General features: G+C 68.9%; 26 protein-coding genes and 3 pseudogenes. 17 read left to right on the top strand and 12 right to left on the bottom strand.

Translation table 11 applies throughout. The features are described 5' to 3' along the window. The first annotated feature begins 78 nt into the window (after positions 1–78). The 3 genes from SLP03_RS22420 to SLP03_RS22430 all read left to right on the top strand — a co-directional run bounded on the left by SLP03_RS22420 (position 79) and on the right by SLP03_RS22430 (position 2,353). Positions 79–639, top strand: coding sequence for an SMI1/KNR4 family protein (locus SLP03_RS22420; RefSeq protein ID WP_319462592.1), 561 nt, complete (start codon positions 79–81; stop codon positions 637–639). 196 nt (positions 640–835) lie between these two features. Continuing rightward, positions 836–1,588, top strand: a complete 753-nt coding sequence (locus tag SLP03_RS22425) for a DUF6928 family protein (protein ID WP_319462593.1) — start codon at positions 836–838, stop codon at positions 1,586–1,588. Positions 1,589–1,669: 81 nt separating this feature from the next. Further along, positions 1,670–2,353, top strand: a complete 684-nt coding sequence (locus SLP03_RS22430; protein WP_319462594.1) for a hypothetical protein — start codon at positions 1,670–1,672, stop codon at positions 2,351–2,353. A 369-nt stretch (positions 2,354–2,722) separates the two neighbouring features. Here SLP03_RS22430 and SLP03_RS22435 read toward each other — a convergent pair whose 3' ends face one another. Together SLP03_RS22435 and SLP03_RS22440 are read right to left on the bottom strand one after the other, a co-directional pair. Next, positions 2,723–3,232, bottom strand: a complete 510-nt coding sequence (locus SLP03_RS22435; RefSeq protein ID WP_319462595.1) for a DUF2871 domain-containing protein — start codon at positions 3,230–3,232, stop codon at positions 2,723–2,725. Between the two features lie 362 nt (positions 3,233–3,594). Next, entirely contained in the window at positions 3,595–4,392 is a 798-nt protein-coding gene (locus SLP03_RS22440) for a methyltransferase domain-containing protein (protein ID WP_319462596.1), read from the bottom strand. A gap of 339 nt (positions 4,393–4,731) precedes the next feature. Here SLP03_RS22440 and SLP03_RS22445 point away from each other — a divergent pair, with 339 nt between their 5' ends. After that, positions 4,732–5,421, top strand: a complete 690-nt coding sequence (locus SLP03_RS22445; protein WP_319462597.1) for a hypothetical protein — start codon at positions 4,732–4,734, stop codon at positions 5,419–5,421. A 210-nt stretch (positions 5,422–5,631) separates the two neighbouring features. Here SLP03_RS22445 and SLP03_RS22450 read toward each other — a convergent pair whose 3' ends face one another. From SLP03_RS22450 to SLP03_RS22460, 3 genes are read right to left on the bottom strand one after another with little or no spacing between them, the layout of a single operon-like run. Then, complete coding sequence (locus SLP03_RS22450) at positions 5,632–6,597, bottom strand: NAD(P)-dependent alcohol dehydrogenase (RefSeq protein ID WP_319462598.1); 966 nt, start codon at positions 6,595–6,597, stop codon at positions 5,632–5,634. Beyond that, entirely contained in the window at positions 6,594–6,758 is a 165-nt protein-coding gene (locus tag SLP03_RS22455) for a helix-turn-helix transcriptional regulator (protein ID WP_405434666.1), read from the bottom strand. The genes SLP03_RS22450 and SLP03_RS22455 overlap by 4 nt, the downstream gene beginning before the upstream one ends. A 53-nt stretch (positions 6,759–6,811) precedes the next feature. Next, positions 6,812–7,240, bottom strand: a complete 429-nt coding sequence (locus SLP03_RS22460; RefSeq protein ID WP_319462599.1) for a hypothetical protein — start codon at positions 7,238–7,240, stop codon at positions 6,812–6,814. Between the two features lie 116 nt (positions 7,241–7,356). Between SLP03_RS22460 and SLP03_RS22465 the strand changes: the two genes are divergently transcribed. The 3 genes from SLP03_RS22465 to SLP03_RS22475 all read left to right on the top strand — a co-directional run bounded on the left by SLP03_RS22465 (position 7,357) and on the right by SLP03_RS22475 (position 9,713). Further along, positions 7,357–8,625, top strand: a complete 1,269-nt coding sequence (locus tag SLP03_RS22465) for an RNA polymerase sigma factor (protein WP_319462600.1) — start codon at positions 7,357–7,359, stop codon at positions 8,623–8,625. A gap of 67 nt (positions 8,626–8,692) precedes the next feature. Next, positions 8,693–9,355, top strand: a complete 663-nt coding sequence (locus SLP03_RS22470) for a DUF998 domain-containing protein (protein WP_319462601.1) — start codon at positions 8,693–8,695, stop codon at positions 9,353–9,355. Between the two features lies 1 nt (position 9,356). Then, positions 9,357–9,713 (top strand): YciI family protein, encoded by a 357-nt coding sequence (locus SLP03_RS22475; protein ID WP_319462602.1) that lies wholly within the window; start codon positions 9,357–9,359, stop codon positions 9,711–9,713. 171 nt (positions 9,714–9,884) lie between these two features. Here SLP03_RS22475 and SLP03_RS22480 read toward each other — a convergent pair whose 3' ends face one another. The 4 genes from SLP03_RS22480 to SLP03_RS22495 form a co-directional block, all read right to left on the bottom strand. Beyond that, positions 9,885–10,379, bottom strand: coding sequence for a nitroreductase/quinone reductase family protein (locus SLP03_RS22480; protein ID WP_319462603.1), 495 nt, complete (start codon positions 10,377–10,379; stop codon positions 9,885–9,887). 25 nt (positions 10,380–10,404) lie between these two features. After that, on the bottom strand, positions 10,405–10,599 hold the full coding sequence (locus SLP03_RS22485) for a hypothetical protein (protein WP_319462604.1): 195 nt from the start codon (positions 10,597–10,599) through the stop codon (positions 10,405–10,407). A gap of 24 nt (positions 10,600–10,623) precedes the next feature. Further along, the gene (locus tag SLP03_RS22490; protein ID WP_319462605.1) at positions 10,624–11,307 is read right to left on the bottom strand and encodes a hypothetical protein; all 684 of its coding nucleotides are present in this window, start codon (positions 11,305–11,307) and stop codon (positions 10,624–10,626) included. Positions 11,308–11,416: 109 nt separating this feature from the next. Then, positions 11,417–11,896 (bottom strand): hypothetical protein, encoded by a 480-nt coding sequence (locus SLP03_RS22495; RefSeq protein WP_319462606.1) that lies wholly within the window; start codon positions 11,894–11,896, stop codon positions 11,417–11,419. A 131-nt stretch (positions 11,897–12,027) separates the two neighbouring features. Between SLP03_RS22495 and SLP03_RS22500 the strand changes: the two genes are divergently transcribed. Beyond that, positions 12,028–12,471 (top strand): MMPL family transporter, encoded by a 444-nt coding sequence (locus tag SLP03_RS22500; RefSeq protein WP_319462607.1) that lies wholly within the window; start codon positions 12,028–12,030, stop codon positions 12,469–12,471. A gap of 360 nt (positions 12,472–12,831) precedes the next feature. On the opposite strand, the pseudogene SLP03_RS31700 reads toward SLP03_RS22500, so the two are convergent. Beyond that, positions 12,832–12,912: pseudogene (locus SLP03_RS31700) on the bottom strand (haloacid dehalogenase); the annotation flags it as partial. Positions 12,913–13,974: 1,062 nt separating this feature from the next. On the opposite strand from SLP03_RS31700, the gene SLP03_RS22510 reads away from it, so the two are divergent. The 4 genes and pseudogenes from SLP03_RS22510 to SLP03_RS22525 all read left to right on the top strand — a co-directional run. Next, positions 13,975–14,862, top strand: a complete 888-nt coding sequence (locus SLP03_RS22510; protein ID WP_319462609.1) for a replication-relaxation family protein — start codon at positions 13,975–13,977, stop codon at positions 14,860–14,862. Positions 14,863–15,249: 387 nt separating this feature from the next. Further along, complete coding sequence (locus tag SLP03_RS22515) at positions 15,250–16,191, top strand: DUF2637 domain-containing protein (protein WP_319462624.1); 942 nt, start codon at positions 15,250–15,252, stop codon at positions 16,189–16,191. Then, positions 16,121–16,330 (top strand): annotated as a pseudogene (locus SLP03_RS22520) (MMPL family transporter); the annotation flags it as partial. The gene SLP03_RS22515 and the pseudogene SLP03_RS22520, both read left to right, overlap by 71 nt. 98 nt (positions 16,331–16,428) lie before the next feature. Continuing rightward, positions 16,429–17,094: pseudogene (locus SLP03_RS22525) on the top strand (S8 family serine peptidase); the annotation flags it as partial. Between the two features lie 552 nt (positions 17,095–17,646). Here the strand turns inward: SLP03_RS22525 and SLP03_RS22530 are convergent. Together SLP03_RS22530 and SLP03_RS22535 are read right to left on the bottom strand one after the other, a co-directional pair. After that, positions 17,647–17,886: a hypothetical protein gene (locus tag SLP03_RS22530; RefSeq protein WP_319462610.1), complete on the bottom strand. Its 240-nt coding sequence runs from the start codon at positions 17,884–17,886 to the stop codon at positions 17,647–17,649. 177 nt (positions 17,887–18,063) lie between these two features. Next, positions 18,064–18,330 (bottom strand): hypothetical protein, encoded by a 267-nt coding sequence (locus SLP03_RS22535; RefSeq protein ID WP_319462611.1) that lies wholly within the window; start codon positions 18,328–18,330, stop codon positions 18,064–18,066. Between the two features lie 74 nt (positions 18,331–18,404). Between SLP03_RS22535 and SLP03_RS22540 the strand changes: the two genes are divergently transcribed. The 5 genes from SLP03_RS22540 to SLP03_RS22560 all read left to right on the top strand — a co-directional run bounded on the left by SLP03_RS22540 (position 18,405) and on the right by SLP03_RS22560 (position 25,360). Further along, entirely contained in the window at positions 18,405–19,094 is a 690-nt protein-coding gene (locus SLP03_RS22540) for a hypothetical protein (RefSeq protein ID WP_319462612.1), read from the top strand. Between the two features lie 294 nt (positions 19,095–19,388). After that, the gene (locus SLP03_RS22545; protein WP_319462613.1) at positions 19,389–21,794 is read left to right on the top strand and encodes a M14 family zinc carboxypeptidase; all 2,406 of its coding nucleotides are present in this window, start codon (positions 19,389–19,391) and stop codon (positions 21,792–21,794) included. Positions 21,795–22,324: 530 nt separating this feature from the next. Beyond that, positions 22,325–22,729, top strand: coding sequence for a hypothetical protein (locus tag SLP03_RS22550; RefSeq protein WP_319462614.1), 405 nt, complete (start codon positions 22,325–22,327; stop codon positions 22,727–22,729). Continuing rightward, positions 22,722–24,377, top strand: coding sequence for an ATP-binding protein (locus SLP03_RS22555; RefSeq protein ID WP_319462615.1), 1,656 nt, complete (start codon positions 22,722–22,724; stop codon positions 24,375–24,377). Before SLP03_RS22550 ends, SLP03_RS22555 begins: the two co-directional genes overlap by 8 nt. Next, positions 24,374–25,360 (top strand): PD-(D/E)XK motif protein, encoded by a 987-nt coding sequence (locus tag SLP03_RS22560; protein ID WP_319462616.1) that lies wholly within the window; start codon positions 24,374–24,376, stop codon positions 25,358–25,360. The genes SLP03_RS22555 and SLP03_RS22560 overlap by 4 nt, the downstream gene beginning before the upstream one ends. The last annotated feature ends 5 nt before the right edge of the window (positions 25,361–25,365 follow it).

Below are 25,365 nucleotides of genomic sequence, written 5' to 3' on the forward strand. Positions count from 1 at the left end.
CGCGGCCGTCGAATTCGCTGCAGGACGGTCGACTCTGCCGGTACACCGTGAGGCAGAGACCGTGGTATCAACGGCGGCATGAACACCGAGTACGCCCACCCGGACGACCTCATCGAGCTCCGTACCGCCTTCGGCGTGGATGACGCTGGCGAATCGGCTCTGGGCTGGGCAGGGGTACACGTCTACGAAGCAGAGCACGGCACCGTTCTGCCGGAGCCGTACCGGACGTTCGTCGCCGAGATCACGGACGGATCCTTCTCCGGACCGCCGGACTACGGCCTTGTAGGCGTCGCGGAGATGCCCGACGACTGGGGCGACGGCCGTCAGGTCCGGAACCTGAGCGCGCCCTTCCCGCTGACTGAGGGGTGGCTATGGGAGGACGATCCCCGACCATACGAGGAGATCGAGCCGCTGCTCGACCCAGTCTTCAACCACGGATCGGTCGTGCTCGGCACGGATGGCTGTGGGATGTATTGGCACCTGATAGTGAGCGGCCGACATCGCGGCCACATCTGGAACATCAGCGGTGAGGGCGCGGTTCCATTCGGGGCGGAGTTCGGTTACACCACCGCCAGCCCGGGGTTTGCTGGGTGGGTACGGCACTGGGCAGCTGGCAAGCCATGGTTCGACGCCTCCTGAGAAACGTACTGTCGTGCCGCCGACCGGCGTCACGGTACGTGACATGTGAGCGGCAGCGCCCGGTGCGCGGTCGTGCCGAAGAGCGGATACCGCTGCGACCGGCGTCGAGCGGGGGCGGACCGTGCAGCACCTCTACCGGGGCGAGGATGAGCCGCCGTAGTCTGCGGTGATCATCTACGCTGGAGGCGAGAGATCGATGGGCGCGAAGACCGCACTGCTGGCTTTCGCCGAGGGTGATCTGCGCGCTGCTCTGTGGGGAGCGGTCCGGTCGGACCCGGCGGAGGTCATCGACCTCGTGCGCGAGCTGCATCCCGGCTACGAGGTGACACCGATCGGCGACGGCTCGGTCGGTGACCACAGCTATCCGCCGGACGACACCAGCTACGCGACCGTCCTCGCCGGCGCCGAGCTCTTCTGCGACCTCCGGCTCGTCTGCGATCTCCCGTCGCAGCTGCCGGCCGGGCTGCTCTGGGCCGGAGCGGACCGGAGGATCATCATGCACGGAATGCACTCGGCCTCCGATTGGCTGTGCTTCGCGGTGTGGGAGAACGGCGAGCTCGTCCGCTCACTGAGCCTCTCCCCGGACGCCGGCATCGGGGAGGACATCGGCGAACCGTACGACTTCGAGCTGCCGTACTGGGCGGGCGAGCATCCGGTCGAGCCGATGTTCTCCGAGGATCCGTACCCTCTTCCCTTCCACCCACTGGACCTGGGTGAGCAGGCCTTGCGCGCGCTGTTCGGTTTCATCCTCGAGGGCCGTCCCCACCCGGACGACATCGATCCGTTCGATATTCACTTGCACGGCTTCCGGGTCGCCGACCCGACCGGCCGGGAACAGGCGGAACGCGAGGCCAGGATGCAACGAATCCTGCAGAACATGAAACCGCCACGCCGCTACCGCATGATGCCGGACGGCACGCTGCGCGAGATCGGCGACGATGAGAGCTGAGGCCCGATACCGACTCGTGGGCGCCGTCCAACGCGGACGGCCCGAGCATCGATCGCTGGAGCCGGGCCGTCCATCCCGGCAATGATCGAATATCCGGATCTGCCGCTGACGGGGCATGTCGCCAACCTATTTCGTGCCACCGTCAGTGCCGGTTGGGGTGGGCCTACGCGGGCCAGCGGACTTGGCCGGGCCGGTGGCTGGGGCATCATGACCGTCGTGACTCCGTTCGAAGAACTCCTCTATGCGCTGGAGGGCGCTGGGTTGTGGTCGGGTACCTCCGAAGATCAGAAGCGCGCGCTGATCCGGGCCTTGGATTCCGGCGAAGACGTGACGTGGACCGCTGGCGGCGCCTGGCGTGCGGATGGTGAGGATCTCGCCGATGGAGATGTCGAGGCGTGGTTGGGCAATATGGCGGGGCCGCTAAACGACTGTGGCGTTGAACTCCGAGTCGCTACTGTCTCCGGTCCCTTCGAAGTGGGCTCGGCCGGCTACTCAGTGCGGGTGAACGGAACGATGCTCAATCTCTACGCGTTCGCCGAGGACGAGCCCGGAGTTCCAGCAACCGAAGACCCATGGATGGACTGCTCTGTCGAGCCCGCCGCTGAGGTGAACCGCCTTCTCGAAGCGGCTGGAAGTAGCCGTCGTGTCGCCCTGTTCTGGCCGGGCAGTAATGACGGGTTCTCGGTGCTCGGCGAGGACAGCGTTCTTCGGCGAACCTGCCCAGGCGCCGTGGTCTCAGGCTCATGGGACTGCGTCATCCCATAGGAGATGCGATGTTGAGGCCAAGGCGGTGCCTCAGATGCCAGCAACCTCTCATGCCGCGGTCAGGGCGGCCGGGCTCAGCGCGTCGAAGTCTGCGGCTCACCGCTGTAGGCGCTGTGATCGCCGGCAGGTGACCTAGCGGGGCCGGTCTCGGTCGCCAGCGGTGGTCGAAGTTCAGGTGGTCCCAGCGGGACTGCATTCACTGGCGCGGTCGCCGCCGCGCTCGGCGACCGCGAACCCGCGGACCTCGCGCAGGTGCTGGTCGCCCGGGAGATGTTCGGCCGCTGGCTCACCCCGTAGACCATCCGCCGCCTGCGCGCCGATGGCATGCGCGACAGCTCACGTGTCTGACTGCCCGGAACGCTCGTTCGCCTACGGGACGCGACTGTCTTCGGCTGGCGCTGTTGGCCGGATGCCTCCCTGGCCCACCGCGTTTGCTGGCTTCTGCTCGTTCGGCGATACGGCGCTCAGGTCTGCGGATCTGGGCACGCGCTTGCCGAGGTTGACGAAGAGGAGGATCAGGCCGACGGTCAGCGCGATGTGGCCGAGCCCGGCGAGGCCCGCGATGGCGTCGCCGCTGTCACGGCCGTATACCGTCAGCGCCCCGTGGACGATCATGGCGGCGATCGTGACGGCGAGTCCGGCGTTGTAGACCCAGAAGAACCCGGCGAACAGCCGGCGGTTGGCGGTCAGCGTAAACAGCTTCTCCAGCGCCAGCACGATCAGGAAGAACAACATGCCAAGCGCGAGCAGGTGAGTGTGCACCAGAGCGAGTTGCGTGTCACCGCTGTAGTGCTCGATCTTCGTGATCTCGCGGTATGCCAGACCGCTGACCAGGCCGAGGATCATGTAGACGTGCGCTGCGACGTAGAGCTTTCTCACCGGCTCAGCATGCACCCTGGCCACCGAGATGATCAAGGGCGAATCCGGAAACCCGCCATTAATACTGCAACGGCGGGTCGTAGCTTCGGCTGCTGATCGCTGGGCTGGTCGTTGTGGATGCGCAACTGGTCGGGTCGCAGGATGCCGGGTTGGCGGAGTTGCTTCCGGTTTACGCGTCGGTTTGATCGGGTCGGGTCGATACCGGAGCTGCCTGAGTCGGATCACGGTGGCGCAGGTATCCGGTTCTGCCGCTGTCCGCGCGTTGGTAGCGCCTGGCGCCGTGCGCTGTCATGCCGAGACGAGGATGTGAGGGCGGGACCCGTAGCAGTGCCGGTGGACGATCGTACGGATTTCCGAGCGATTCAAGCAGGCTTCCGGCCCCAGGCCGAGATCATGGGCGAGGTGGCGAGATCGAGAAACCCCGCCGCGACGTTGTCGAGATGCCGGTCGACTTCTTCGTTGGTAGCCAGGCCGGCGGCGACCAGGCGGTCGCGGATCTGCGCCACGGTGGCCTGCTCCAGCAGGGTGCAGGCAGCGCCGGTCATCGGGAAGGAGGCGTCGGCTTCGACGTCGACGAGTCCCGCGCCGCGCAATAACCGAGGCAACGTGCGCCCGTAGGACAGGTCGACACCACGCTGAGCCATCAGCGTGCGGAAGTCGCGCTTGAGTTTGTTTGCCAGCCGCTGGGCCGGACCCGACTCGTCCGGGCAGACCAGCGGCTGCATCATCGGGTCGGCCTCCTCCACCAGCAACCAGCCGCCGGGCCGCAGAGCCGAGATCATGGCGGCCAGCGCCGCGGCACGCTGTGGAACGTGCACCAGGACGAGGCGCGCGTGCACCAGGTCGAATCCGCCCCCTGGCGGCGGCTCGACACCGACGTCGTGGCGGCGGACCTCGTAGCCGGCGTCGGCGGCAGCGGTCATCCACGAAACGTTGATGTCGGTGGCAAGCACGTGCCCCGCCGGGCCGACGCGCGCGGCGAGCCAGGACGGCACGCTGGGGCCTCCAGCGCCAACTTCCCAACACCGCCAGCCTCCCGCGATGCCGAGCGCGTCGATGTGCCGAAACGTGGAAGGGTTGAACAGCGCCGCCAGAGCGCCAAAACGCGTCCCCGCTTCCGCCTGCTGATTGTCGAGCAGATAACCGCTGTCATCGGCCACGTCCGCATCATCCCTCTCGCTGATGTCCAGGTTCAGCCACGCCGCGCGGAGCGACTCTGACCGACGAGCGGAGCAACGCGCTCAACTGCCGCCGACCGGGCGTCACGGTGCGACGGACGCGCGGCGGTGCTCGGCGCGCGGTCGTGCGGATTGAGTGCACTCCAGTGGCGAGTCCAACATGTTCGGCCCGCGGACAGTGGGCCTGAGCCGGGAGTGTGCCTGTCGTGCCAGGTTGCGGCTGCTGATGCTGCGGCGGCCGTCACAATGACCCGGCTCCTCGACGCGGGGATGCCTGGCGTGGTTGATGCGGCCGAACGGGTTTGGCGATAGAACTGGACGGTGACTCTCACCTTCTGCTCGGACTTGGCGGCCGCCGACTGGATCGTCCACACCACCCTGCCGTGGCAGCAGGTGGTGTGCTTCGGCCCTGCCGGCTTGGACGCCTACGGGCGGCTTCGGCTCTTGCCTGATCCGGTACGCCCGGGCCAAAGCGAGAACGACGTGGAGGCCGAGGACTGGCGCACAGATCAGCTGCCGAGGCTGTTCGAGCTACTGGCGGCCTGCACCACCACCCCGGACGACTGCTACTTCTGTGTCTGGGAAGGCTTCGCCAACGCCGGGCCTGTCACCGACGACGATGCCGCGTACGCGGGCGTCGACAACTTGGAGGACCAGATCGGGCGGGCGGCCGCCCGGCCGGGACTGGCACCGACGTCCGGTGCCTCGCCCTCGGTCCTGCAGGCGCCGAAGGTGGAGGTGCCCCACCGCGCGTATTGGCTGTTCCGTGGGCCTCTGGCCGAGATCGGCACGTGGGACACCGCCGAGGCGTGGCCGGGGCAGTGCCGGCTCGATGCGGTGGAACCGGCGTTCGTCTGGCCTGCCGATCACGCCTGGTGCGTTGCCCTGGACGCCGATCCGCACTGGGCCGGGATCGCTGCCGGTGCGCTGCTGGTCAACCAGCTCATCGCTGACCCGCTCCTCGACGCGGTCGCTGCCGATCCCACCATGGAGCAGCCGTTGTATCGGTGAAAGAAGTGGTTCCAGTCGCCGTCGCACCCTGGATGCCACGATCCCGATGACGGGTCTACCACCTCTGCCAACATGGGCATACGGCCTCGTGCTCCTTCGAGGGTTCGGACCGAACCGCGGCCAGATCCGTGGCGAGTCACTCGATGCGCCGCCACCGATCCTGATGGCAGTCCACCCAGAACCGCCGCAGTGACGCTCACAGATGCTTGGTCAGATGGTGACGACCACCTTGCCGGTCGCGTGCCCGGCCTCGACGTGCCGGATGGCGTCGGGCACCTCGGCCAGCGAGAAGGTCCGGTCGACCACCGGCCGGACCTGCCCGGCCTCGATGAACTCCGTCAACGCCACCAGATTCGCCGTGCTCTCCTTGGCCACCAGTGGCACCAGCCGCTGACCGACGAGGGGTGACAGCGCCAACGCCCGCAGTTGCCGGTCGAAGCCCTGCAACCACTTCCCGTCGTTCGCCTCCCCGCCGACCAGGACGAGTGTCCCCTTCGGCGTGAGCACCCGGCGCAGCCGGGACAGCGACCGGTTGCCGGCGGTGTCGACGACGACGTCGTACCGCTGGTCGGGGAGGTCGGCGCGGGTGTAGTCGACGACGTCGTCCGCGCCGAGGGAGCGGACCAGGTCGAGCTTGCCGGGCCCGCAGACGCCGGTGACGTGCGCGCCGGCCGCGCGGGCGAGCTGGACGGCGTACGAGCCGACGCCGCCACCGGCGCCGATGACGAGGACCCACTGGCCGGGGCGTACCCGGGCGGCGTCGCGGACGGCGGTGAGCGCGGTCTGCCCGGAGACGGGGACGGCCGCGGCCTCGGCGTAGGTGAGGTTGGCGGGTTTCGGGGCGAGCCGGTCGGCGGGGGCGAGGGCGTACCCGGCGAAGCTGCCGGCGCCGGTGCCGTAGACCGCGTCGCCGGGAGTGAACCCGGTGACGCCGGGCCCGACGGCGCTGACCACGCCGGCCAGGTCCAGGCCGGGGACCCGGTTGCGGGGGCGGCGCAGCCCGTAGCCGAGGCGTACGGCGTAGGGCAGGCCGGTCATCAGGTGCCAGACGCCGGGGTCGACGCCGGCGGCGCGGACCTGCACGAGCACCTGGCCGGCGCCGGCGGTGGGCAGGTCGACGTCGGCGAGGCGGAGCAGGTCGGCCGGGCCGTACCGGTCCTGGACGATGGCTCTCACGATTCCTCCTGCGGGTACTGGAACACGTCGGTGAGGGGTACGCCGAAGACGGCGGCGATCTGGAAGGCCATCTCCAGCGAGGGTGAGTAGCGGCCCTGCTCGATGGCGATGACGGTCTGCCGCGTCACGCCGACCCGGCGGGCCAGCTCGGCCTGGGTCATCTCGTCGTGGGCGAAGCGCAGCGCCCGGATGGCGTTGGTGATCCGGGTCGGCTTCACCACGACTGGAATCCCTGCCGGTAGGCGACGATCTTCGCGACCGAGCCGACCACCGCCGACAGCGTGAAGCACAGGTAGATGACGTTGGCGATCCAGAACTGGTCCCAGTCGGCGAGGGCCATCGCCAGGGTTGCGACCCCGCCGACGATCACGAAGGACTGGCCGATGTACTCGCCGAGCCGGTGGATCTCCCGGTCCCGCTGGTCCTTCTCGTTGGCGCCCTCGGGCGAGACGATCGAGACGACGATGTTCAGGACGATCGACGCCACGATCGCCGCGGCCACCGTGGTCAGCAGCGGGCCCGCGTAGGGGACGTCCGCGAGCGGGTCACCGTCCGCGCGGCCGAGGACCACCATCACGTACGCGCCATAGGCGGCGACCGACACCAGCGCCATGATCCAGGCGCGCTTCTCTTCGAAGGCCACCGAACCTCCCGGGGTAAAGAATCTTTGACATCGTCAGTGTCAAGGTGAGCAGACGCGATGTCAAGAACTCTTTACTTCCTTGAGAACGTCGGACCGGGCTGCTCTGATGAGTGGCCATGGGGGAGTCCGAGGTACGCCGCACCGTCGAAGCGGTCTGGCGGATGGAATCCGGCCGGGTGATCGCCGGCCTCGCCGCGCTGGTCCGCGACGTCGGTCAGGCCGAGGAGCTGGCCCAGGACGCCCTGGTCGCCGCGCTGGAGTCGTGGCCGCGCGACGGCGTACCGGCCAACCCCGGCGCGTGGCTGATGACCGTCGGCAAGCGCCGGGCCATCGACGCGCTGCGCCGCCGGCAGACCCAGGACCGCAAGGTCGCCGAACTGGGCCGCGACCTCGGCGCCGACGAGTTCATCCCCGACTTCGACGCCGCGTTCGAGGAACACATCGAGGACGACCTGCTGCGGCTGATCTTCGTCGCCTGCCACCCGGTCCTCTCCCCGATCGCCCGGGCCGCCCTCACCCTGCGGCTGCTCGGCGGCCTCACCACCGAGGAGATCGCCCGCGCCTTCCTCACCTCGGAGGCCACCGTCGGCCAGCGGATCACCCGCGCCAAGCAGACCCTCGCCACCGCGCACGTGCCGTTCGAGGTCCCCAGCCTCGCCGAACGCGCCGAACGGATCGACTCCGTGCTGGAGGTCATCTACCTGATCTTCAACGAGGGCTACTCGGCCACCGCCGGCGACGACTGGATGCGCCCGGCGCTCAGCACGGAGGCCCTGCGCCTGGCCCGCATCCTGCAGGGACTGATGCCCGACGAGCCCGAGGTGCACGGGCTGACCGCGCTGCTGGAGATCCAGGCCTCCCGCACCGCCGCCCGCACCGGCCCCGACGGCGAGCCCGTCCTCCTCAACGACCAGGACCGCAGCCGCTGGGACCAGCTGCTCATCCGCCGCGGGCTCGGCGCCCTCGACCGGGCCCGAGCAGTCGGCGGCGCCCCCGGCCCGTACGCCCTCCAGGCCGAGATCGCCGCCTGCCACGCGCGGGCGCGTACCCCCGACCAGACCGACTGGACGCGGATCGCCACCCTCTACGCAGACCTGGCCCGGCTCGTGCCCTCGCCCGTGGTCGAACTCAACCGGGCCGTCGCGGTGTCCTTCGCCGACGGCCCGGCCGCCGGGCTGGAACTGGCCCGCGCCCTCGCCGACGAACCGGCCCTCGCCAGCTACCACCTGCTGCCCAGCGTGCTCGGCGACCTGCTCGACAAGCTCGGCCGCCACGACGAGGCCCGGTCGGAATTCGAGCGTGCCGCCTCCCTGACGGGCAACGCCCGGGAGCGGGCGCTGCTGCTCGATCGCGCCGCCGCCTGCGACCGCCAGAAAAAATCTTGAGAGGTGATGTCGGATCCCGGCAGACCCGATCGACGCGTCAGTGAGAGCCGATGACGAGGAGATCGAGATGACCAGTACGACGATGCCGCGGGCCAGGGTCACCGGCGCCGTGTCGACCCGTACCCTGCTCGGCGCCGGGATCGCCACCGGGCCGGTGTTCGGGGTGGTGGCGACGGCGCAGGTGCTCACCCGGGACGGGTTCGACCTGAGCCGGCAGCCGCTCAGCCTGCTCGCCCTCGGCGAGCTGGGCTGGATTCAGGTCGCCAACTTCGTACTCACCGGGTTGCTGGCCCTGGCCGGCGCCGCCGGGCTGCGACGGGTGCTGCGGGGGTCGGTGGCCGGGACGTGGGGCCCGGCGCTGGTGGCGGTCTTCGGCGTCGGCCTGATCGTCGCCGGGGCGATGCCCTCCGACCCGAGCATGGGCTGGCCGGCCGGCGCGCCCGAAGGCTCGCCCGACTCGTTGAGCTGGCACGCCGTCGGTCACGGCGTCGGGGCGATGCTGGCCTTCGGGTCGCTGACCATCGCCTGCCTGGTCTTCGCCCGGCGGTACCTGCGGCTCGGCGCCCGGGGCTGGGCGCTGTTCTCGGTGCTCTGCGCCCTGGCGACCGTCGTCGTCATGGCCTGGCCCGACCAGGACAGCATCAGCGTCCGGCTGGCGCTGGGCTCGGTCTTCATCTTCGGCTGGCTCACCGCAGTTTCCGTGCACACCCTTACCGAAAGGAACCACTGAAATGCGTTTCATGATGATGCACAAACTGGATGAGAAGGTCCCCGGCAACTTCGAGCCGACCCCCGAGTTCATGAAGTCGATGGGCGCCTACATGGAGGAGGTCGCCAAGGCCGGCATCCTGCTCGCCGCCGAGGGGCTGTGCAAGAGCAGCGAGGAGTCGGCCCGGATCACCGCCACCAAGGGCAAGACCACCATCACCGATGGGCCGTTCACCGAGACCAAGGAGCTCATCGCCGGGTTCGGGCTCGTCGAGGTGCGGTCGAAGGAGGATGCGGTGGAGTGGGGCAAGCGGTTTGTCGACGTCTTCATCGAGCACGGGATCGACGTCGAGGTCGACGTCCGCCGGGTGAACGAGTAGCCCTGACCGCTGTCTGCTGCGGGGAGCCGGCCTCCGGGCCGGCTCCCCGGTGCGCCCAGCGAGCACTTCGTTCACGACGTGGGGGCGTTCGACCTCGGGGTCGGGGTGGCGCTGCTGCTGGCCCTGATCTGGTCCGACGCCATCGCGGTGGCGCTCGCCGGGTACCGCGGGCTACATGAGCGAGACCTGGACGGCGACGTCGTGCTTCGGGTAGTGCGCCTCCACCTGATCCGCGCCGTACTTCTCGCGGAACATGTCCACGACGTGGTCGACCCGGTCGGCGTCCGTGATCGGGGTGGCGCTCGTGCTCAACGCCATCCCGTTCGAGGACACCTGGATCATCGGTGTCTGTCGTACGTTTCTGTACCACTGGCTGTCCGAGCCGGTTATCGGAACCAGGAAGATGCTCTCGTCCTCCTGCACGAACCACACGGGGCGCGAGATCTGCCGTCCGGTCCTCCGGCCGGTCACGGTCAGCTCGATCTCACTGACACCCTCAAGAGCGTCCCTGACTGCTTTGGTCACGGTGTCCTCCGACAGCTTCCCCGACGTGCTCCTGCTTGCCAGGCTATGGACCTTCGCGGACGCTCGCCCCGGGTTCCGAGACCTCGGCAGTAGCACCCGCCACGGGCACCTCACCGAGCACAGGCCAGCGATCCTGCGCACGACTGGTCCCGCCCGGATCAGGGCTTCACGCCAACAGGATCTCGGATGGCCCTAGACCGGGCGGGCGTCGCGGGCCCGCCACCACCAGGTATGCCACCACCGAGAGCAGCATGACCAGGCCGTACCGCAATGACGCTTGGCCCATGGAGAACAGCGCCGCCAGAACGGACACCACACCGGTGACGGCGGATACCAGCAGCAACAGCCGCGAGAAACGCAAGGGCAAGATCGTCCCACGTCCCGGTCAGGAGGGTGTGGGTCCGCCGAGGCCGTCCTGTTGCTGCTGCTGCGGGTGTTGCGGCGGTGCGTACTGCTGTGGCGGGTACTGCGGGTGGGCGTACTGCGGTTGCCCGTGTTGCGGCTGGGGGTAGCCCTGCTGCGCGGCCCACTGCTGCTGCGCTGCCCATTGCTGCTGCGCGACCCACTGTTGTAGCGCTGCGGCATGGTCGGCGAATCGGGGGTGTGCCTTTCGTACCTCGACCGCACTGCCGTCGCGCGACACGTGTCCGGAAGCGATGACGGGCCACGCCGCGTTCGCGGCGAGTAGCAGCCCCACGACGAGAAGCGCCACGAACATCAGCACAATCGGACCGACGTACGACGCACCTTGAGGGGCCACGGCGGCGAGGAGGAGCGCGGCCAGGATGGCGAAGGCCACCACGCCGATGCCGGTGAGCAGTCGGCCGGTACGCATCTTGGCGCAGCCCGCGCAGAACGGCCACGCCGGCGCCTTGACCCGCTTCTCCAGCACGGTAACGACGATCGCGAACGGCAGCAGCCCGAACGGGATGAGCAGGTAGGTCCACGGCGGCATTTTCGACTTGAACAGCACCCGCTTGTACCGGGCTGCCGCCTCACCGTGCCGTGTGCACAGCTGGAGCACCTGGCCTCCGCCAGCGACGAGCGGTGCGGGAATGCCGACTGTCATGAGAACTCCAACTGCTCAGAGGTAGGTGACGTCCCGGTCCAGAAGTCTCCACTGTGGGAACCGTGCTGGTGCTCCGGCACCCGACGCCGTGGTTTTCGGGTGTCGCCGCTCAACGGCTGCTCTCGCCCTCGGCCTGGCGACGGACGGCATGGAGCAGGCGTCCCAGCAGGACGCGGTGCCCGCCGGAACCGATGACCAACAGGCGGTAGACCCGTCCGTGAAGGCCGGGGAACTCGGCGTCGGTGCGGGCGCTGAGCAGCGTCCCGTCGGACTGGGGGACCAGGGTAAAGACGAGCGCGTGCCGGGAGAACCGGTGGCGGCCGACGAGCCGGAGGAGGTGTCCGGGCACGGCTTCCGCGACCCTGAATCCGGGCAGCGTCGCGCCTTCGTCGGGGAGGTTCCCCGAGGCTCGTCGGGGTTCGGCGGCCACCAGGTGCCCGTAGGCGCCGGCGCTGGCGCCAGCGAGCTGGGAGCGGTTGATCTGCGTGGTGAGAGCACGCCACACGGCCGAGGCGGGGGCCGACACGAGCACCTGGTGCTCGTCGACGAACGGCAGTTCGCCGTCCGGGTCCTGGGAGTACGGGGGCATGACCTTCTCCCTCCGGGTCGATCCGTGGTGTTACACGTCAGTCGCGCACACCTCGGATTATGTCCGACTGGCGGGCTGACAGAGGACCCCGGATCATCGACGTCGTTGAGAACGTCCGACGGGCTGTTCTGATGAGTGGTCATGGGGAAGACCGAGGTACGCGGCACGGTCTGTTCCAGGAGGGCAAGCCGCCGTACCCGGGCGCCGCCGCTTTGCCCACCGACTACAACGTCCTGATGATCGCCCGACTGCGTGAGGAGGCGCGGGAGGGCAACGAGCCGCACGAGGCCGCCGCTATCGGGGTGGAACACGCCGGCCCGACGGTCGCGGCGGCCGGGCTGATCCTTGCCGGGACGTTCGGGGTGCTGATGCTCGCGCCGATCTCGTTCCTGCAGCAGATGGGCTTCGCGGTGGCGATCGGCATCGTGCTGTCGGCGTTCGTCATGTCGATGTTCTTCGTCCCCGCCCTGACCGCTCTGATCGGGCACCGGGCGTGGTGGCCGGGCCACGGCGACGAGCGGCCGGCCAGGGGGCGGCAGGTCCCGCCGGAGCCGGCGAGCGTGGCGAACGCGTAGCGGGCGGCGCGCCCATCACCATATCGACGGTGTCCAGCGCTGCGCGCTGTCTGGCGTGTGGGCCAGGACCGCCGCGATACGCACCCAGCGGCCGTCCGGCGAGCGCTCCGGCTCGCCCACCTCGGCCACCCCGGACACGGTACGGGCGGCGGCCACCACTTGGTCGGCCGGGCCGGGGGCGGCCAGGATCTCAGCGGGTGCGACGGCTCCCCTCGGGTCGTGCGTCTCGATCATCCGTTGGCCGGTGACTGAGCCGACCTCGTTGGTGAAGGACTCGGCATGCGGCATGCCGATGCTGAGGTTGCCGACGCCGAAGCTCGGGGTGACCAGCGCCGCCGCCGTGCCCAACCACACCGCGCGAAGCCAGTCCGCCCAGGTGCCGTGCTCCCGCGTCTCGTTCACGATCGTCTCGCCGACGTCGAACAACACCGCGTTGATCACGAGTTGCCCCTCCTGCTCGGCCGGCAACGGATGGCCACCGCAACGTAGGCGCCATCGGGTCTGGCGACGCCGTGCAGAGCGTCGCGGCAGAGGCGACACACTCGCGCCGTGCGGACGTCAAGGACCATTGACGGACCAACAGGTCCTGGCCCGGGTGGCTCAGCGCACTCCAGCAACATCGACTTGGCGGCGCGAGACCGTGCGTCAGGTTGCTACGAAGGAATGCCCTTGACAGCGGACCGCGGCCGAGCGGTACTGGATACACGTTCCCCGTGCGGCGGTCTCGTTCGCCGGGCCATATCGGTCAATGCGTGGACGCTCCGTAGGGGCGCTCGCTGTCGTTGTGGCCCGGCCTTGAGCCGGCCCGTCGACTGGGCGCCGAAGGAGCGACAGGAGGGCCGCGATGAAGGATCTTCTCCCGGCGAGTTGAGCCGGCCGCCGTCGCTTGCGGCGCGTGAGCCCGTAGGTGCCGCCCTGCCCGTCGTGGCGCGCCCAGGTGCCCTCCTGGCATGACCCGGCCGTCTCGCTTCGCCATTGTCCGAGCATCTCCCGTACGCGGCCGTTCAGGTCACGGTTGCGGCGGCGGGTGCTGACCTCGTCCGCATAGCCGCCCCAATAACGGGACGGCGGGTTCCGTACATCTCCACACACCTGCCCCACCTCGGGCCGCCGGGTCCGGCGTGTCCCCGGGTCGTCAGTTGCCCGATGTAGGGCCTCTCGGTCCCGACGGGGCGGGGCTCGCCGCTCCGCCCGGTGCCGCACCGTCGGCGCCGACCCCATCTTCGACACGACAAGGAGTTCCGTTGTTCTCCCGAGTACTTTCGATCGCCGCCATGACCGGTGGCGGTGACAGTTCCCCGCTTGACCCACGTTCGGGGGTCAGGCTTGACGTCCCTGTTGGCGTCAGTCTTCAGCCGGACCCCCGTACTGACCCCCAATTGCCTCTCACACCGCAGGTCACGCCGTCTGTCAGGACCGTCTGGTTGTCCCGCGACAGACCCCTCTGGTCTCGGGTCTCTCCCCCTGGGGAGCCGCATTCACATGGGGAGGAGGTGGTGGCTGGTGGATGACCCGGTTCTGCGGGTGCAGTCGCAGCTGACCGACCGGGACCGGGTGCTGCTGGGCTGGCTCTACGACCATGGGGTGCTGACCTCGTTCCAGATCGCCCACGCCCTGTTTCCGTCGCTGGACTTCTGTCAGCGCCGGCTGCGTACGCTGCACCGGCTGCGGCTGGTGGCCCGGTTCCGGCCGCAGCGCGCCGACGGCGGCTCGTACCCGTACCACTACGTCATCGACCAGCTCGGCGCAGAGGTGGTCGCTGCCGGCCGTGACGAGCGGCCACCCCGGCGCGACCACGCCCGTGCCGAGCGGCGGCGGTGGACGTCCAGCCGCAGCCTGGCGCACCGCCTCGGGGTGAACGGCTTCTTCACCGACCTGGCCGGCTACGCCCGCACCCAGCCCGGCACTGACCTTATCGAGTGGCTGCCGGAGGCGGCGTGCTTACGCGCCGGGACGTTTACCCGTCTGCAGGATCCGGGCCTGGTGCGCGCCTACCAGCCGCGGGTCCGCCCGGACGGCTACGGCCTGTGGGCCGAGGACGGCCTCACGGTTCCGCTGTTTCTGGAGTACGACACCGGAGGTGAGCCGCTCGCGGTGCTGACCGGCAAGCTGGGCGGCTACCGGGAGCTGTTCGCCACGATCGGGCGGGTGTGGCCGGTGCTGTTCTGGCTGCACTCCTCCGCCCGAGAGGCCAACCTGCGCTGCTTGCTCGCCGACACGCCGCCACCGGTGCCGGTCGCCACCGGGTCCCGCGACCAGGCCGCCTCTGCGGGGCTGTGTCCTGCTGAGGCGGTATGGGCCGTGGCTGGCGGGGGAGGGCAGCGGCGGCGGCTGGTCGACCTGGCTGTGTATGTCGCTGACCTCCCGCGTCACGCCGGTGAGGTGGCGTGATGCGCGGCCGCAGCCAGGCGGGCGCGGACGGTACCTCGCCTGCGCGGGGGACAGCAATATCCGGCCGCTCTCACTGGTCTGTCAGCGTCCGGTGCGCCGCCCCTGACAGACCCGTGAGACTGTCGGACTGTGCCGGCGGCCGCGGGGGAGAGGTATCGTCCCGCGCCCGCTGTGGCCGGTGCGCGACCCGCGCCTGGTCCCCTCTCGTCACGGTCCCGGACCGCGTCGCCGGGACCGTCCGCCCATCTGTCGCGCTCTCCATCGCTGGCGGACCAGCCGTCGCCGTGGACCGGTCCGGGGAGGTGGTCCGCCACGACCTCACCGGTACCTGACCCCGACGCTGGCCGATGGACCAGCCGGGTCGAGGGCGGCGTCCAGATCGTGATCATGCTTGCTATCGGTGGGGCAGCTGGAGCTGCCAGCTTCACCCACGTCCACAACGTCGCCGCCGCCCACGGCCAACCAGGCTGGTTGGCCTGGGCCGACGCGATCGTCCTGGAACTGATGTCCATCGCCTCCGGGCTGGAGCTGCGCCGCCGCAAACGCGCCCGCACCTCGGCGGTGTTCCCGGCAAGTGTGCTGACCTGCGCGGTCGCTCTGTCCCTCGCCGCGCAGGTTGTCGAGGCCGAGCCGTCACTGATCGGCTGGATCGCCGCAGCTGTGCCCGCGCTCGGGTTCCTCGTCATGGTCAAGGTCGCCCTCGGCTACACCAACGCGCCGTCCGACAGCAGCCGGACCGGTGCCGCCTCGCCCACCGCCCACCCGGCGGACCAGCACAGGGCCGGCACTCCATCGCAGGACGGCCCGGACGGCGAGGCACCCGCCGTGGACCGGACCGTCCCCACGCGGACCGTCCACCCGCCCACCGGGGACCGCCGTCCCGGCGGACCGGACCATCGCGATGCCGGCGGACCGGGCCACCGGCACAGACCACCGCGGCGCAGACGGCCAGCTCACAGCTCCATCGGTGTTGACGAGCTGCTTCCCGCGGCAAGGCGCGTCCGCGAACGGCTCGCCACCCATGGGCGGCCACTGACCCGCGCAGCGCTGGCCGAGGCGTTGCGCGTCGCCGGCCACACCGTGTCGAACACCAGGGCATCACACCTGCTGAAGATTCTCAAAACGGAGCAGGCGCCGGCGCCTCCCGCGCGACGGCAAGACGACCCAGGTCTGCACCCGGCAACCGGCACCGCGGCGCGCCACGGTCTATCTCTTCCAAGGGCTGCAGGACAAGCCCGGGATCACCTTCCAGCTGCCGATCATCCTCTACCTCTTCGTGGTGGCGATCGGGACCGACTACAACATCCTGATGATCGCCCGACTTCGTGAGGAGGCGCGGGAGGGCAACGAGCCGCACGAGGCGGCCGCTATCGGAGTGGAACACGCCGGCCCGACGGTCGCGGCGGCCGGGCTGATCCTTGCCGGGACGTTCGGGGTGCTGATGCTCGCGCCGATCTCGTTGCTGCAGCAGATGGGCTTCGCGGTGGCGATCGGCATCGTGCTGTCGGCTTTTCCGATGACGCTCTCTTCGTCGTCGCCGCCGGCAACAGCGGGCGGCGCGAGACGGTCAGCTCGCCCGCCTGCGCGCCCGGAGTGCTGGCTGTCGGGGCCGTCGATCGTGACCTCGCGACCGCCAACTTCTCCAGCCGCGGCCCGACCTTCGGCGCCGACCACCGGCTCAAGCCGGACCTCGCCGCGCCGGGTGTGGGCATCATGGCGGCCGATTCGGGGCAGCCCGGCGACACCCCGTACGTCGCGATGTCGGGCACCTCGATGGCCTCCCCGCACTTCGCGGGCGCCGCGGCGATCCTCACCCAGCTGCACAAGGACTGGACCCCGCAGCAGCGCAAGGCCGCGCTGATCTCCGCGGTCCGCCCGAACGCCACCGGCGACGTGTACGAGCAGGGCGCCGGCGTGGTGGACGTGGCGAACCTGCTGGACCAGACGGTGTTCGGACCCGGCACGACCAACCTCGGCGTCTTCGACTGGCCGCACCAGAACCAGGCCAGCGTCACGAAGGACCTGACCTACACCAACACCGGGGACGCTGCGGTCACGCTTGACCTGAGGCTGGGGGACGTGGTCGGGCAGGACGACCGGCAAGGCGCCCGGCGGGATGCTCACGCTGGAAACGCACAAGCTCACCGTGCCCGCGCACGGCAACGCCACCGCCCAGATCAGCGTCAAGCCGAAGCTCCCGGTCCTCGACGGGGAGTACGGCGAGTTCGGTAGCCGGGTCGTCGCCACCACCTCGGCCGGTGAGTCGGTGACCACCCCGGTCGGCTTCTGGCTCGCGCCGGAGACGGTCACGCTCACCGTCAAGGTGCTCGACCGCAGAGGGGTTCCGGCCGTCTCGGGCCGGAGCTTCCTCGACATCGTCAACCTCGACATCGACGCGCGCACCCGGCAGTTCCTCAACGGCAGCGACGTGACATACCAGCTGCGCCCCGGCACATACTCGATCGCCTCGGCCATCGCCACCAGCGACGAGGGCACGACCGGCGCGGCGGCACCGGTTCAGTCGGTCACGTTCGCGGGAGAGCCCGAGTTCGAGCTGACCCGGGACACCACGCTGGTGCTCGACGCCCGGGAGGGGTCGCGATACCGCGTGAACGGTGCCCGGGAGATGGAGGTCCGGGCGGGCGCGGTCGGCTACGGACGGACCTGGAACGGGAATGTGCTGAGCAGGTCGATGTCGACCTCCGAGCTGGTCGACGAGTACTACGCGGTGCCGACCGAGCCGGTGGAGCGAGGCACGTTCACGCTCGACACGCTCTGGCGCGGCTACGCCCCCGCCCTCAAGCTCCGCGTCGCCGGCGGGGACACCATCCCGGTGGAGCTGACCGGCAGGAGCGGACGACTCGACGGCACCGGCTCCGCCGAGCTGGTCGACGTGGGCAGCGGCACCAACGCCGAGATCGCGGCGCGCCTTCCCCAGGCGGCCGGCAAGGCGGCGCTGGCGCGGGTCTCGTCCACCGGGCAGATCCCCTCGGTGCTGGCCGCCGCGGCCGGCTTGGACGTCAAGGCGATCATCTTCGACCAGGACGCGCCCGGCCGGCTCTACTTCAACCCGTTCTTCGGTGTGGCGAACACGACGCCCGGCATCACGGTCACGCGGGAGACCGGCGCCGCGCTGCGGGCCCGGCTCGCCGCCGGCCCGGTGACACTGTCGTGGGCCGGCATCGCGAAGAGCCCGTACGTCTACAACCCGGCGCTGACCAGCGACCACAAGGTGCCGAACGTGCTGTCCTTCGACGCCGCCGACTCGGACGTGGCCGCGGTCGACGAGCAGTGGTACGCGCAAGGCACCGGCGGCACGTTCGGTGATCTGACGACGGCCGTGCGGCCGTACGGCACGCGGGTCTTCCTCGGCAACCGGCAGGCGGTCGAGTCGCCGCAGCGGCGCACGGTGTACTTCTCATCGGGCGTCGCCTGGCAGCCGATGGCGATGAGCGGACCGATCTTCACTGAGGTGCTCGCCTCGGTGCCCGACCACGTACCGGGCCGGCGAGCAGGGGAGCACGAGCTGGTACAAGCAGCCGGTGCCGACCGGCATCGCGCTCGGCGCCGACTTCCGGCCGGCGCACATGGGCGAGCGGCAGGCCAACCTCATGGGCGTGGCGTTCCCCTACTACCGGGACGCCGCGGGTCACTACACCTTCAGCTCGGACTTCGGGGACTTCGGCCTCGCGACGCTGTTCGAGAACGGCACGTCTCTTGGCCAGAGCCCGTTTGCGTCCGGGCAGTGGGTGGTCTCGACCGGGCCGGCCGACTATCGGCTGAATGTTATGACCAACAAGGGCATCGCCGGCGGCGTGCAGGCACCGAACTGGCGGATGTCGACCCGGACCATGACCAACTTCGAGTTCCGCTCCCAGCGGCCGGCCGACGACGACACGGTCGCGGTGCTGCCGCTGGTCATCCTGTCGTACGACATGACGCTCGACGAGTACAACCTCACCCCGGCGGCGCCCGGCTTCGAGATCACCGTCTCCGGCGCGGGTCAGGCGGACTACGACGCCGGGCGGATCGTCTCGGCCAAGGTGTGGACCAGCCTCGACGACGGCACCACCTGGGTGGAGGCGCCGGTGACCGCGAGAGGCGGCGGCTACGTGGCCACGGTGGACAACTCGTCGGCCGCCGGTCGCAACGTCACCCTGCGCGTCCAGCTCACCGACGAGCACGGCGCCAAGGTCACCCAGGACCTCATCCGGGCGTACGGAGTGCGCTGACTCGTCGAGGGGGCGACGTCAGCGGGCGGGCGCGTACTCCGAAGCCCAACGGCTTCGGCAGTACGCGCCGGTCGGCGCTCTCAAGCACCGCGCCGATGTGATCCTCCCGGTGGCGGCCGGTCACCTTCCAGCTGCTCCCGCTTCCATCGATCTTGACTGATGGTGAGGCGGCGATCACACTTTGCGGAGCTGCGGCAGCCGAGGTCGTCTGACCTCGACTGCGCGGCCGGCAGGATCGCCTCGCCTGGAAGGACTCTCATGAGGAGTACAAGAAGATCCAACGGACCACGCCGCTTGTTGGCCCTGCTCGTGCTACCGCTGGCGCTCGCCGTCAGCGCACCCGGCCTGGCGAGTCCGACGTCGGGCAGCGCGGTGGTGCCCGATCGGTCGTCGACCGGCGAACAGAACGGCGTCGGCCTGATGCGCATCGTCGTCGCCGACAAGTCGGGCATCGACCGCCTCAACGAACTCGGCGTCGACCTCGCCGAGTACGTCAAGCCGGTCGACAACGGCATCGAGGTGCACGCGATCCTCAGCCCGGAGGAGAGCCAGGCGCTGCGGGACAAGGGCTTCGACGTGCAGGACGCCATCTCCGACCAGAGCGACTACGCGGACAACATGGCCGAGCGGTCCGCCTCGATCCGAGCCGCGACGGCGGCGACGGCCAGCACCGACACCTTGACCGTGCTGCGGTCCGAATGGTTCTCCAGCCTCAACAACCAGCTCTTCCTCAACATCGAGGTGAAGTCGAGCGCCGGCACCGACTCGACGACGGTGCTGACGGCGAGCTGGGACAGCGGGCCAGGCACGGAGATCGGCTCCGGCGGCACCGCCACCATGTCCCGGTTCACCGACGCCGGACAGTACATGTACCACCGGTTCAGCAACCCGGTCGCCATCAACGCCGCGCCGGCCAAGGCCACCATCACCAGCAACAAGGGTGGCTCGGTCACGGTGGACGTCGCCAAATGGCTGGGCAGCCCGCGCAAGGTCGCCGGTGACCACCCGTACGTGTCGGACTTCGTCGACCACTACATGGACCCGACGGAGGTCACCGCGCGGTTCACCGGGCTGGCCGCGGAGTTCCCGAAGCTGACCGAGCTGATCGACCTGCCGTACAAGACGAACGGCTACCGGCGCAAGGCGCAGGCGCAGTTCGGCACCGCCGCGGCGAGCATCGTCTACGTCACCTCGACGGCGTACGGCTCCGAAGGCGGCAACGACGTCAGCATGTCGCTGGTCAACCCGGGCACGGCGAACGCGCCGTTGACCGTGAGCATGTCCGGCAAGGCCGTCACGGTGAGCCTGGCCACCAACGGCTCCGGCGCGATCACCAGCACGGCGGCGCAGGTCGTCGCCGCCGTCAACGGCAACGCCGACGCGGCCAAGCTGCTCACGGCCAGCACGTACCGGGGTAACGCCGGCACAGGCGTGGTGGCCGCGGCTCCGGTGACCAACCTGACCGACAACCTGAAGGCACCGGCGAGCGTGTCCCGCGAGCCGTTCCAGATGAAGGCGCTGCGGATCGGCAAGCACCGCGACGGCTCGAAGGTCGGTGTCTTCCTCTACTGCCAGGAGCACGCCCGGGAGTGGGTGACCCCACTGGTCTGCGTGGAGTCGGCCGAGCGGCTGCTGCGCAACTACGCGCACGACCCGAACACCCGCAAAATCGTCGACGACCTGGACATCTTCATCCTCCCGGTCGTCAACCCGGACGGCGCGCACTACAGCATGTACGACTACAACATGCAGCGGAAGAACATGACCAACTACTGCTCGGCGTCGTTGGCGGACCCGGCTGCCCGCAACGCCTGGGGCGTGGACATCAACCGGAACTTCTCGGTCGGTTCCGTCTTCGACGGCTTCACCGGCGCGTCGGCGACCAACTGCACCGGCGAGACCTTCGCCGGCCCGAGCGAGCTGTCCGAGCCGGAGGCGCGCAACGAGGTCTGGCTGGTCGACAAGTTCCCGAACATCAAGCTCTCCATGAACACCCACTCCTACGGCGGGTACTTCATGTGGCCGCCGGGGGCGTACAAGGCCGCGGGGCGGGAGGTGCTGCCGCGGGTGGACCAGGGCACCGAGGCGTACTTCTGGACCTCCTCGGACTACATCCTCTCCAGGGTGCAGGAATACCGTGGCACGGCGATCTGGCCGGGCCGCACCGGACCGGTGACGGACGTGCTGTACTCGGCGGCCGGTAACAGCGCCGACGAGCACTGGTACAACCGGGGCATCATCGGCTGGGACTTCGAGGTCGGCGCGGACGTGTACAACCCGACGACCAAGCGGTTCACCGCGGTCGGTTTCCAGCCGTCGTTCGCCGAGGGGCATGAGGAGGCGATGGAGTTCGCCAACGGCAACATCGCCATCCTCGAGGTGGCCCGGGCGTACGCGACGGACAAGATCCAGCCGCAGACCACACTGAAGATCGTCAAGCAGGAACCGGGTGCCACGGCCTTCACCTTCAGCATCAGTGAGCCGGCGAACGTCTACTACACGCTCGACGGCAGCCGGCCGACTTACAACTCGCCCAAGCTGGCCCTGGCCGGCATGCGCGAGGGCGTCCAGAACATCGCAGTGAACAGCGACACCACCGTCAACTGGTTCTCGATCGACATCGCCGGCAACGTTGAGAGCAACTACAAGCCGGACGGTGCGGGCAGGAACTACAACAAGCAGGCGGTAGCCGTCCAATAGCCAATTCATGGCTCGAACACCGGTGGCCGCCGACCACGGGTCGGCGGCCACCACTCTGTGCGAGGTTGGGCCGCCGATCGGGCGCTGTGGGCGCGCCGGGAACGGCTCGCCAACCGCTGAGGTGACGGATCGGGCAGCCGCCCCAGTGGGCCATGGTCGGTTGGCACCCTGACGGCAATGAGGGACTGAGCGCCACGGCCCCCGTGGTTCGGCCCGCTGCCTCTACTTCCGCGATTGTCAGATCTCGGACAGGCGACAGGCCTCGCCGCACCGCCGAGTGCCCGGGGCGGGTGGGTGTAATCCACCTCTCGCCGTGCCCGTGGCTCGCTAGCCCGGGCGGGCGGCCACTACCGCTGATCAGGGCAAATGTCATCGGCCACCATCACTGGTTGCCCCGCAGCAATATCAACTTCTGAGGCTATTGACAGCGCAAGTAGGGCAGCCGGGACCGACTAAACGGCTGAATACTGGGGGGTCCCGCCAGCAGGACCAAGGGCGATAGGGTCCGAGCACCGTCAGTGGGAAGTGGGGTGACGGTGCTTACCGAGCTGGCACTGCCGCCTGGGGTGGAGGCGAAGCGTGTGGCCTCGGCGGTTCTTGCTGACCTACGTTCCGCCGAACGCCGGGGCGTCGTGGTCGACTCGCCGCCTCGGGCCGGCAGGCCGACGATTGGTGTGCGCACTGCGGTGGAAGTCGCCGCCAGGAACGAGCAGCGGAGCGTCATCGCGCAGACGAACGAGCAGGTCGACGATCTAATCGACCGCCTAGCGAATGAGGCGCCCGAGCTGCGCATTGCCCAGCTCTCGGCTGCGGACTACTCCCTTGGTGCCTCCGGCGAGTCCGCAACAGCTGTCGCGGTCGAAGGCAGCTACAGGACGACACACGCCATGGCTACTGATCCAGCACACAGCCTGAGGGAGCTTGACGATGAGTGAACGTGCGCCCTGGCGTCAGACCGATCCCAGTCTTGAGGTCTGGATTGACGACCACCGGCGACGGACGCTTGAGGCGTACGCGGCGGATCCTCTGCTGGTTGCGGAGCACGCCAACCAGGAGGACAGTAACGGTGGAGGCGTGGTGAGCGACTGGATCCCGGATGTTCCAACTGACGGCAGTATCGATCTGCCACCGGATCCGAGGGCGCTCGACGCGATCGGGCGGAACCACTCGCTCGAGACGGCGCTCGCTGACCTGGTTGACAACTCGGTCGATGCCGGCGCCACCAATGTCGTGATCAGGCTCGTCGTCGCGGGCGGTCTTCCGCGCGTGCTCTATGTGGCCGACAATGGCCGAGGCATGGCTCCCGACAAGATAGATACGGCCATGACGGTAGGCGGGCGGCGTGACTACGAGAATTCCGACCTCGGACACTTTGGGCTCGGACTCAAGGCTGCGTCGTTCAGTCAGGCACGCAGCCTTACCGTCATGTCCCGCGCTGCCGGGCAGGACCCGGTCGGCCGCAGGTGGCGGGTGAACACCGCGACGAAGCGGGACTTCTCGTGCGACGTCGTTCCCGCTCCGTTCGTCACCGCAGAGTTCGACCGGGACTGGCGAATCTCGCTCGGCAAGTCCGGAACCATCATCCGGTGGGATGATGTCGTCACTTTCCCGGCCGGGTCGGAGGCGCATCGCGTTGAGATCTTCATCGATCGGCTGATCACCGGCGCGTGCCAGCATCTCGGGATCGTGTTCCATCGCTTCCTCGAACAGGAGCGGCTGAGCGTCGACTTCGAGGTCTACGACGTAGATGAGGCATATCTCGGACCTCCGATCCCAGTCACCCCGCTGAACCCGTTCGCATACTCACGGCCGGGTGCTGAGGGCTACCCCAAGACCCTGACCGCCACTGTCGACGGTGTCGACATCTCCTTCACATGCCATATCTGGCCGGGCAAGAGCAGCACCCCGTCCTACCGGCTGCGGGGGACGCCGGTCGACTATCAGGGGCTTTACTTCTACCGCCGGGACCGGATACTGCAGTTCGGCGGCTGGGAAGGCATCCACGTGTCGCACGCGAAGCTGCAGCTGGCGCGAGTCGAGGTCGACATCGACGGGGACATCGCCGGCATGTTTCACATGAACGCGGAGAAATCCCGGGTGCTCGTCGGACTGGAGTTTTCCCGCCTTGCCGCAGCGGCTCGGTCGTCCGACGGCATTAGCTTCAATGATTACTTTGACCTGGCCGAGCAGGTCTATCGAACGGCGAACGCCCGCTCGATGAAGCGAACGCCGATGATTCATCCCGGGTCCGGCCTGCCGTCCACCGTCAAGGACGTGATCCTTAAGGAGGTGCCACCGATCCTCGGCCGTGATCCCATCGCAATCCGCTGGGCGACCTTCGTGGACGACTCGTTCTTCCAAGTGGATCGAGAACAGAGCACGTTGTGGCTCAACAAGCGCTACCGCAAGATGCTGCTCGGCGGCAAGCACGGTGGCCTGAACGATCTCCCGCTGGTCAAAGCATTGTTGTACCTGTTAGTGGCGGATTCGTTCGAGGGCAACTACCACGGCGCGCGCGACAAGGACAATATCGAACTGTGGCAGTCCGTTCTCACCACCGCCGTGCAAGCGGAGCGCCGATGACGCCGGCGGTAAACGTGGATAGACGTCACGTCTCGGTCGAGAGCTTCGATCGGTATCTCGCAAGCGAAGTTCCGGTCGTCCTGCCGATCCGCGGGACACCGGCCGTGTCCGTGTTCGTTCGACCGGCGAAGCCGGAGCTCGGTCTGCGGATTGAGGTCGACCCGGACACTCAGGCTCCGGTCACCGGGCTGAACAACATCGTCGCACGCGTGGCGGATCACGAGGGACAGCACTACCTGGAAGTGGTCGTTGTCGCGGCGGCCCTGTTCCGGGATGCATACCCCGTGCTCTGCTCGATGGCCGACCGTATCCAGACCGAGGGGATGAAGCCCGCTCACGCGCTGCGGGAGACGCTCGGACAGTTGGCCTCCCTCCTTCGCGAACCGGAGTCGATCTCTCAAGAGCGAGAGATCGGCCTGTTCGGCGAGTTATTGACGCTCGGGGGCCTGGCGGCGAGTGTCGGCAGTTCGGCGGCAGTGGGTGCCTGGCGAGGTCCGCAGGGCGAGGAACACGACTTCGGCCTGCCTGCTGCGGACGTCGAGGTAAAGACGACGATCGGCGAGCGCCGCGCTCATTGGATCGATTCGCTCACCCAGCTGCAGCCCACGACGAACCGGCCGCTGTGGCTCGTGTCGCACCAACTGACGGCCGCAGGTACGGGCTTCGGGAAGACGCTGCCGGAACTGATTGACGAGGTGGGATCAACTCTCCACAGCACGATTCGCGACGACTTCGACGCGAAGCTGAGCGCGGCCGGGTGGTCCGCCACCTACGCCCAGCGGCTGACGTCGCGCTGGGAGCGTCGCACGGAGAGCGCCGCTTTTGAGGTGGACGAGCAGTTCCCGCGGTTGGTGCCGGACGCCCTGCAGCGAGCCGGCCTGTCGATCGCTCGGTTGATCCAGGTTCGCTATCGAGTTGACCTGGACGGCATTGCCAGCCCCGTCACCATTCCCGCAGTCATCGTCGCCGCACTCGGATCGTGAGGACA

Origin of the sequence: Micromonospora sp. RTP1Z1, from assembly GCF_033804685.1 — a bacterium.
GTDB lineage: Bacteria > Actinomycetota > Actinomycetes > Mycobacteriales > Micromonosporaceae > Micromonospora.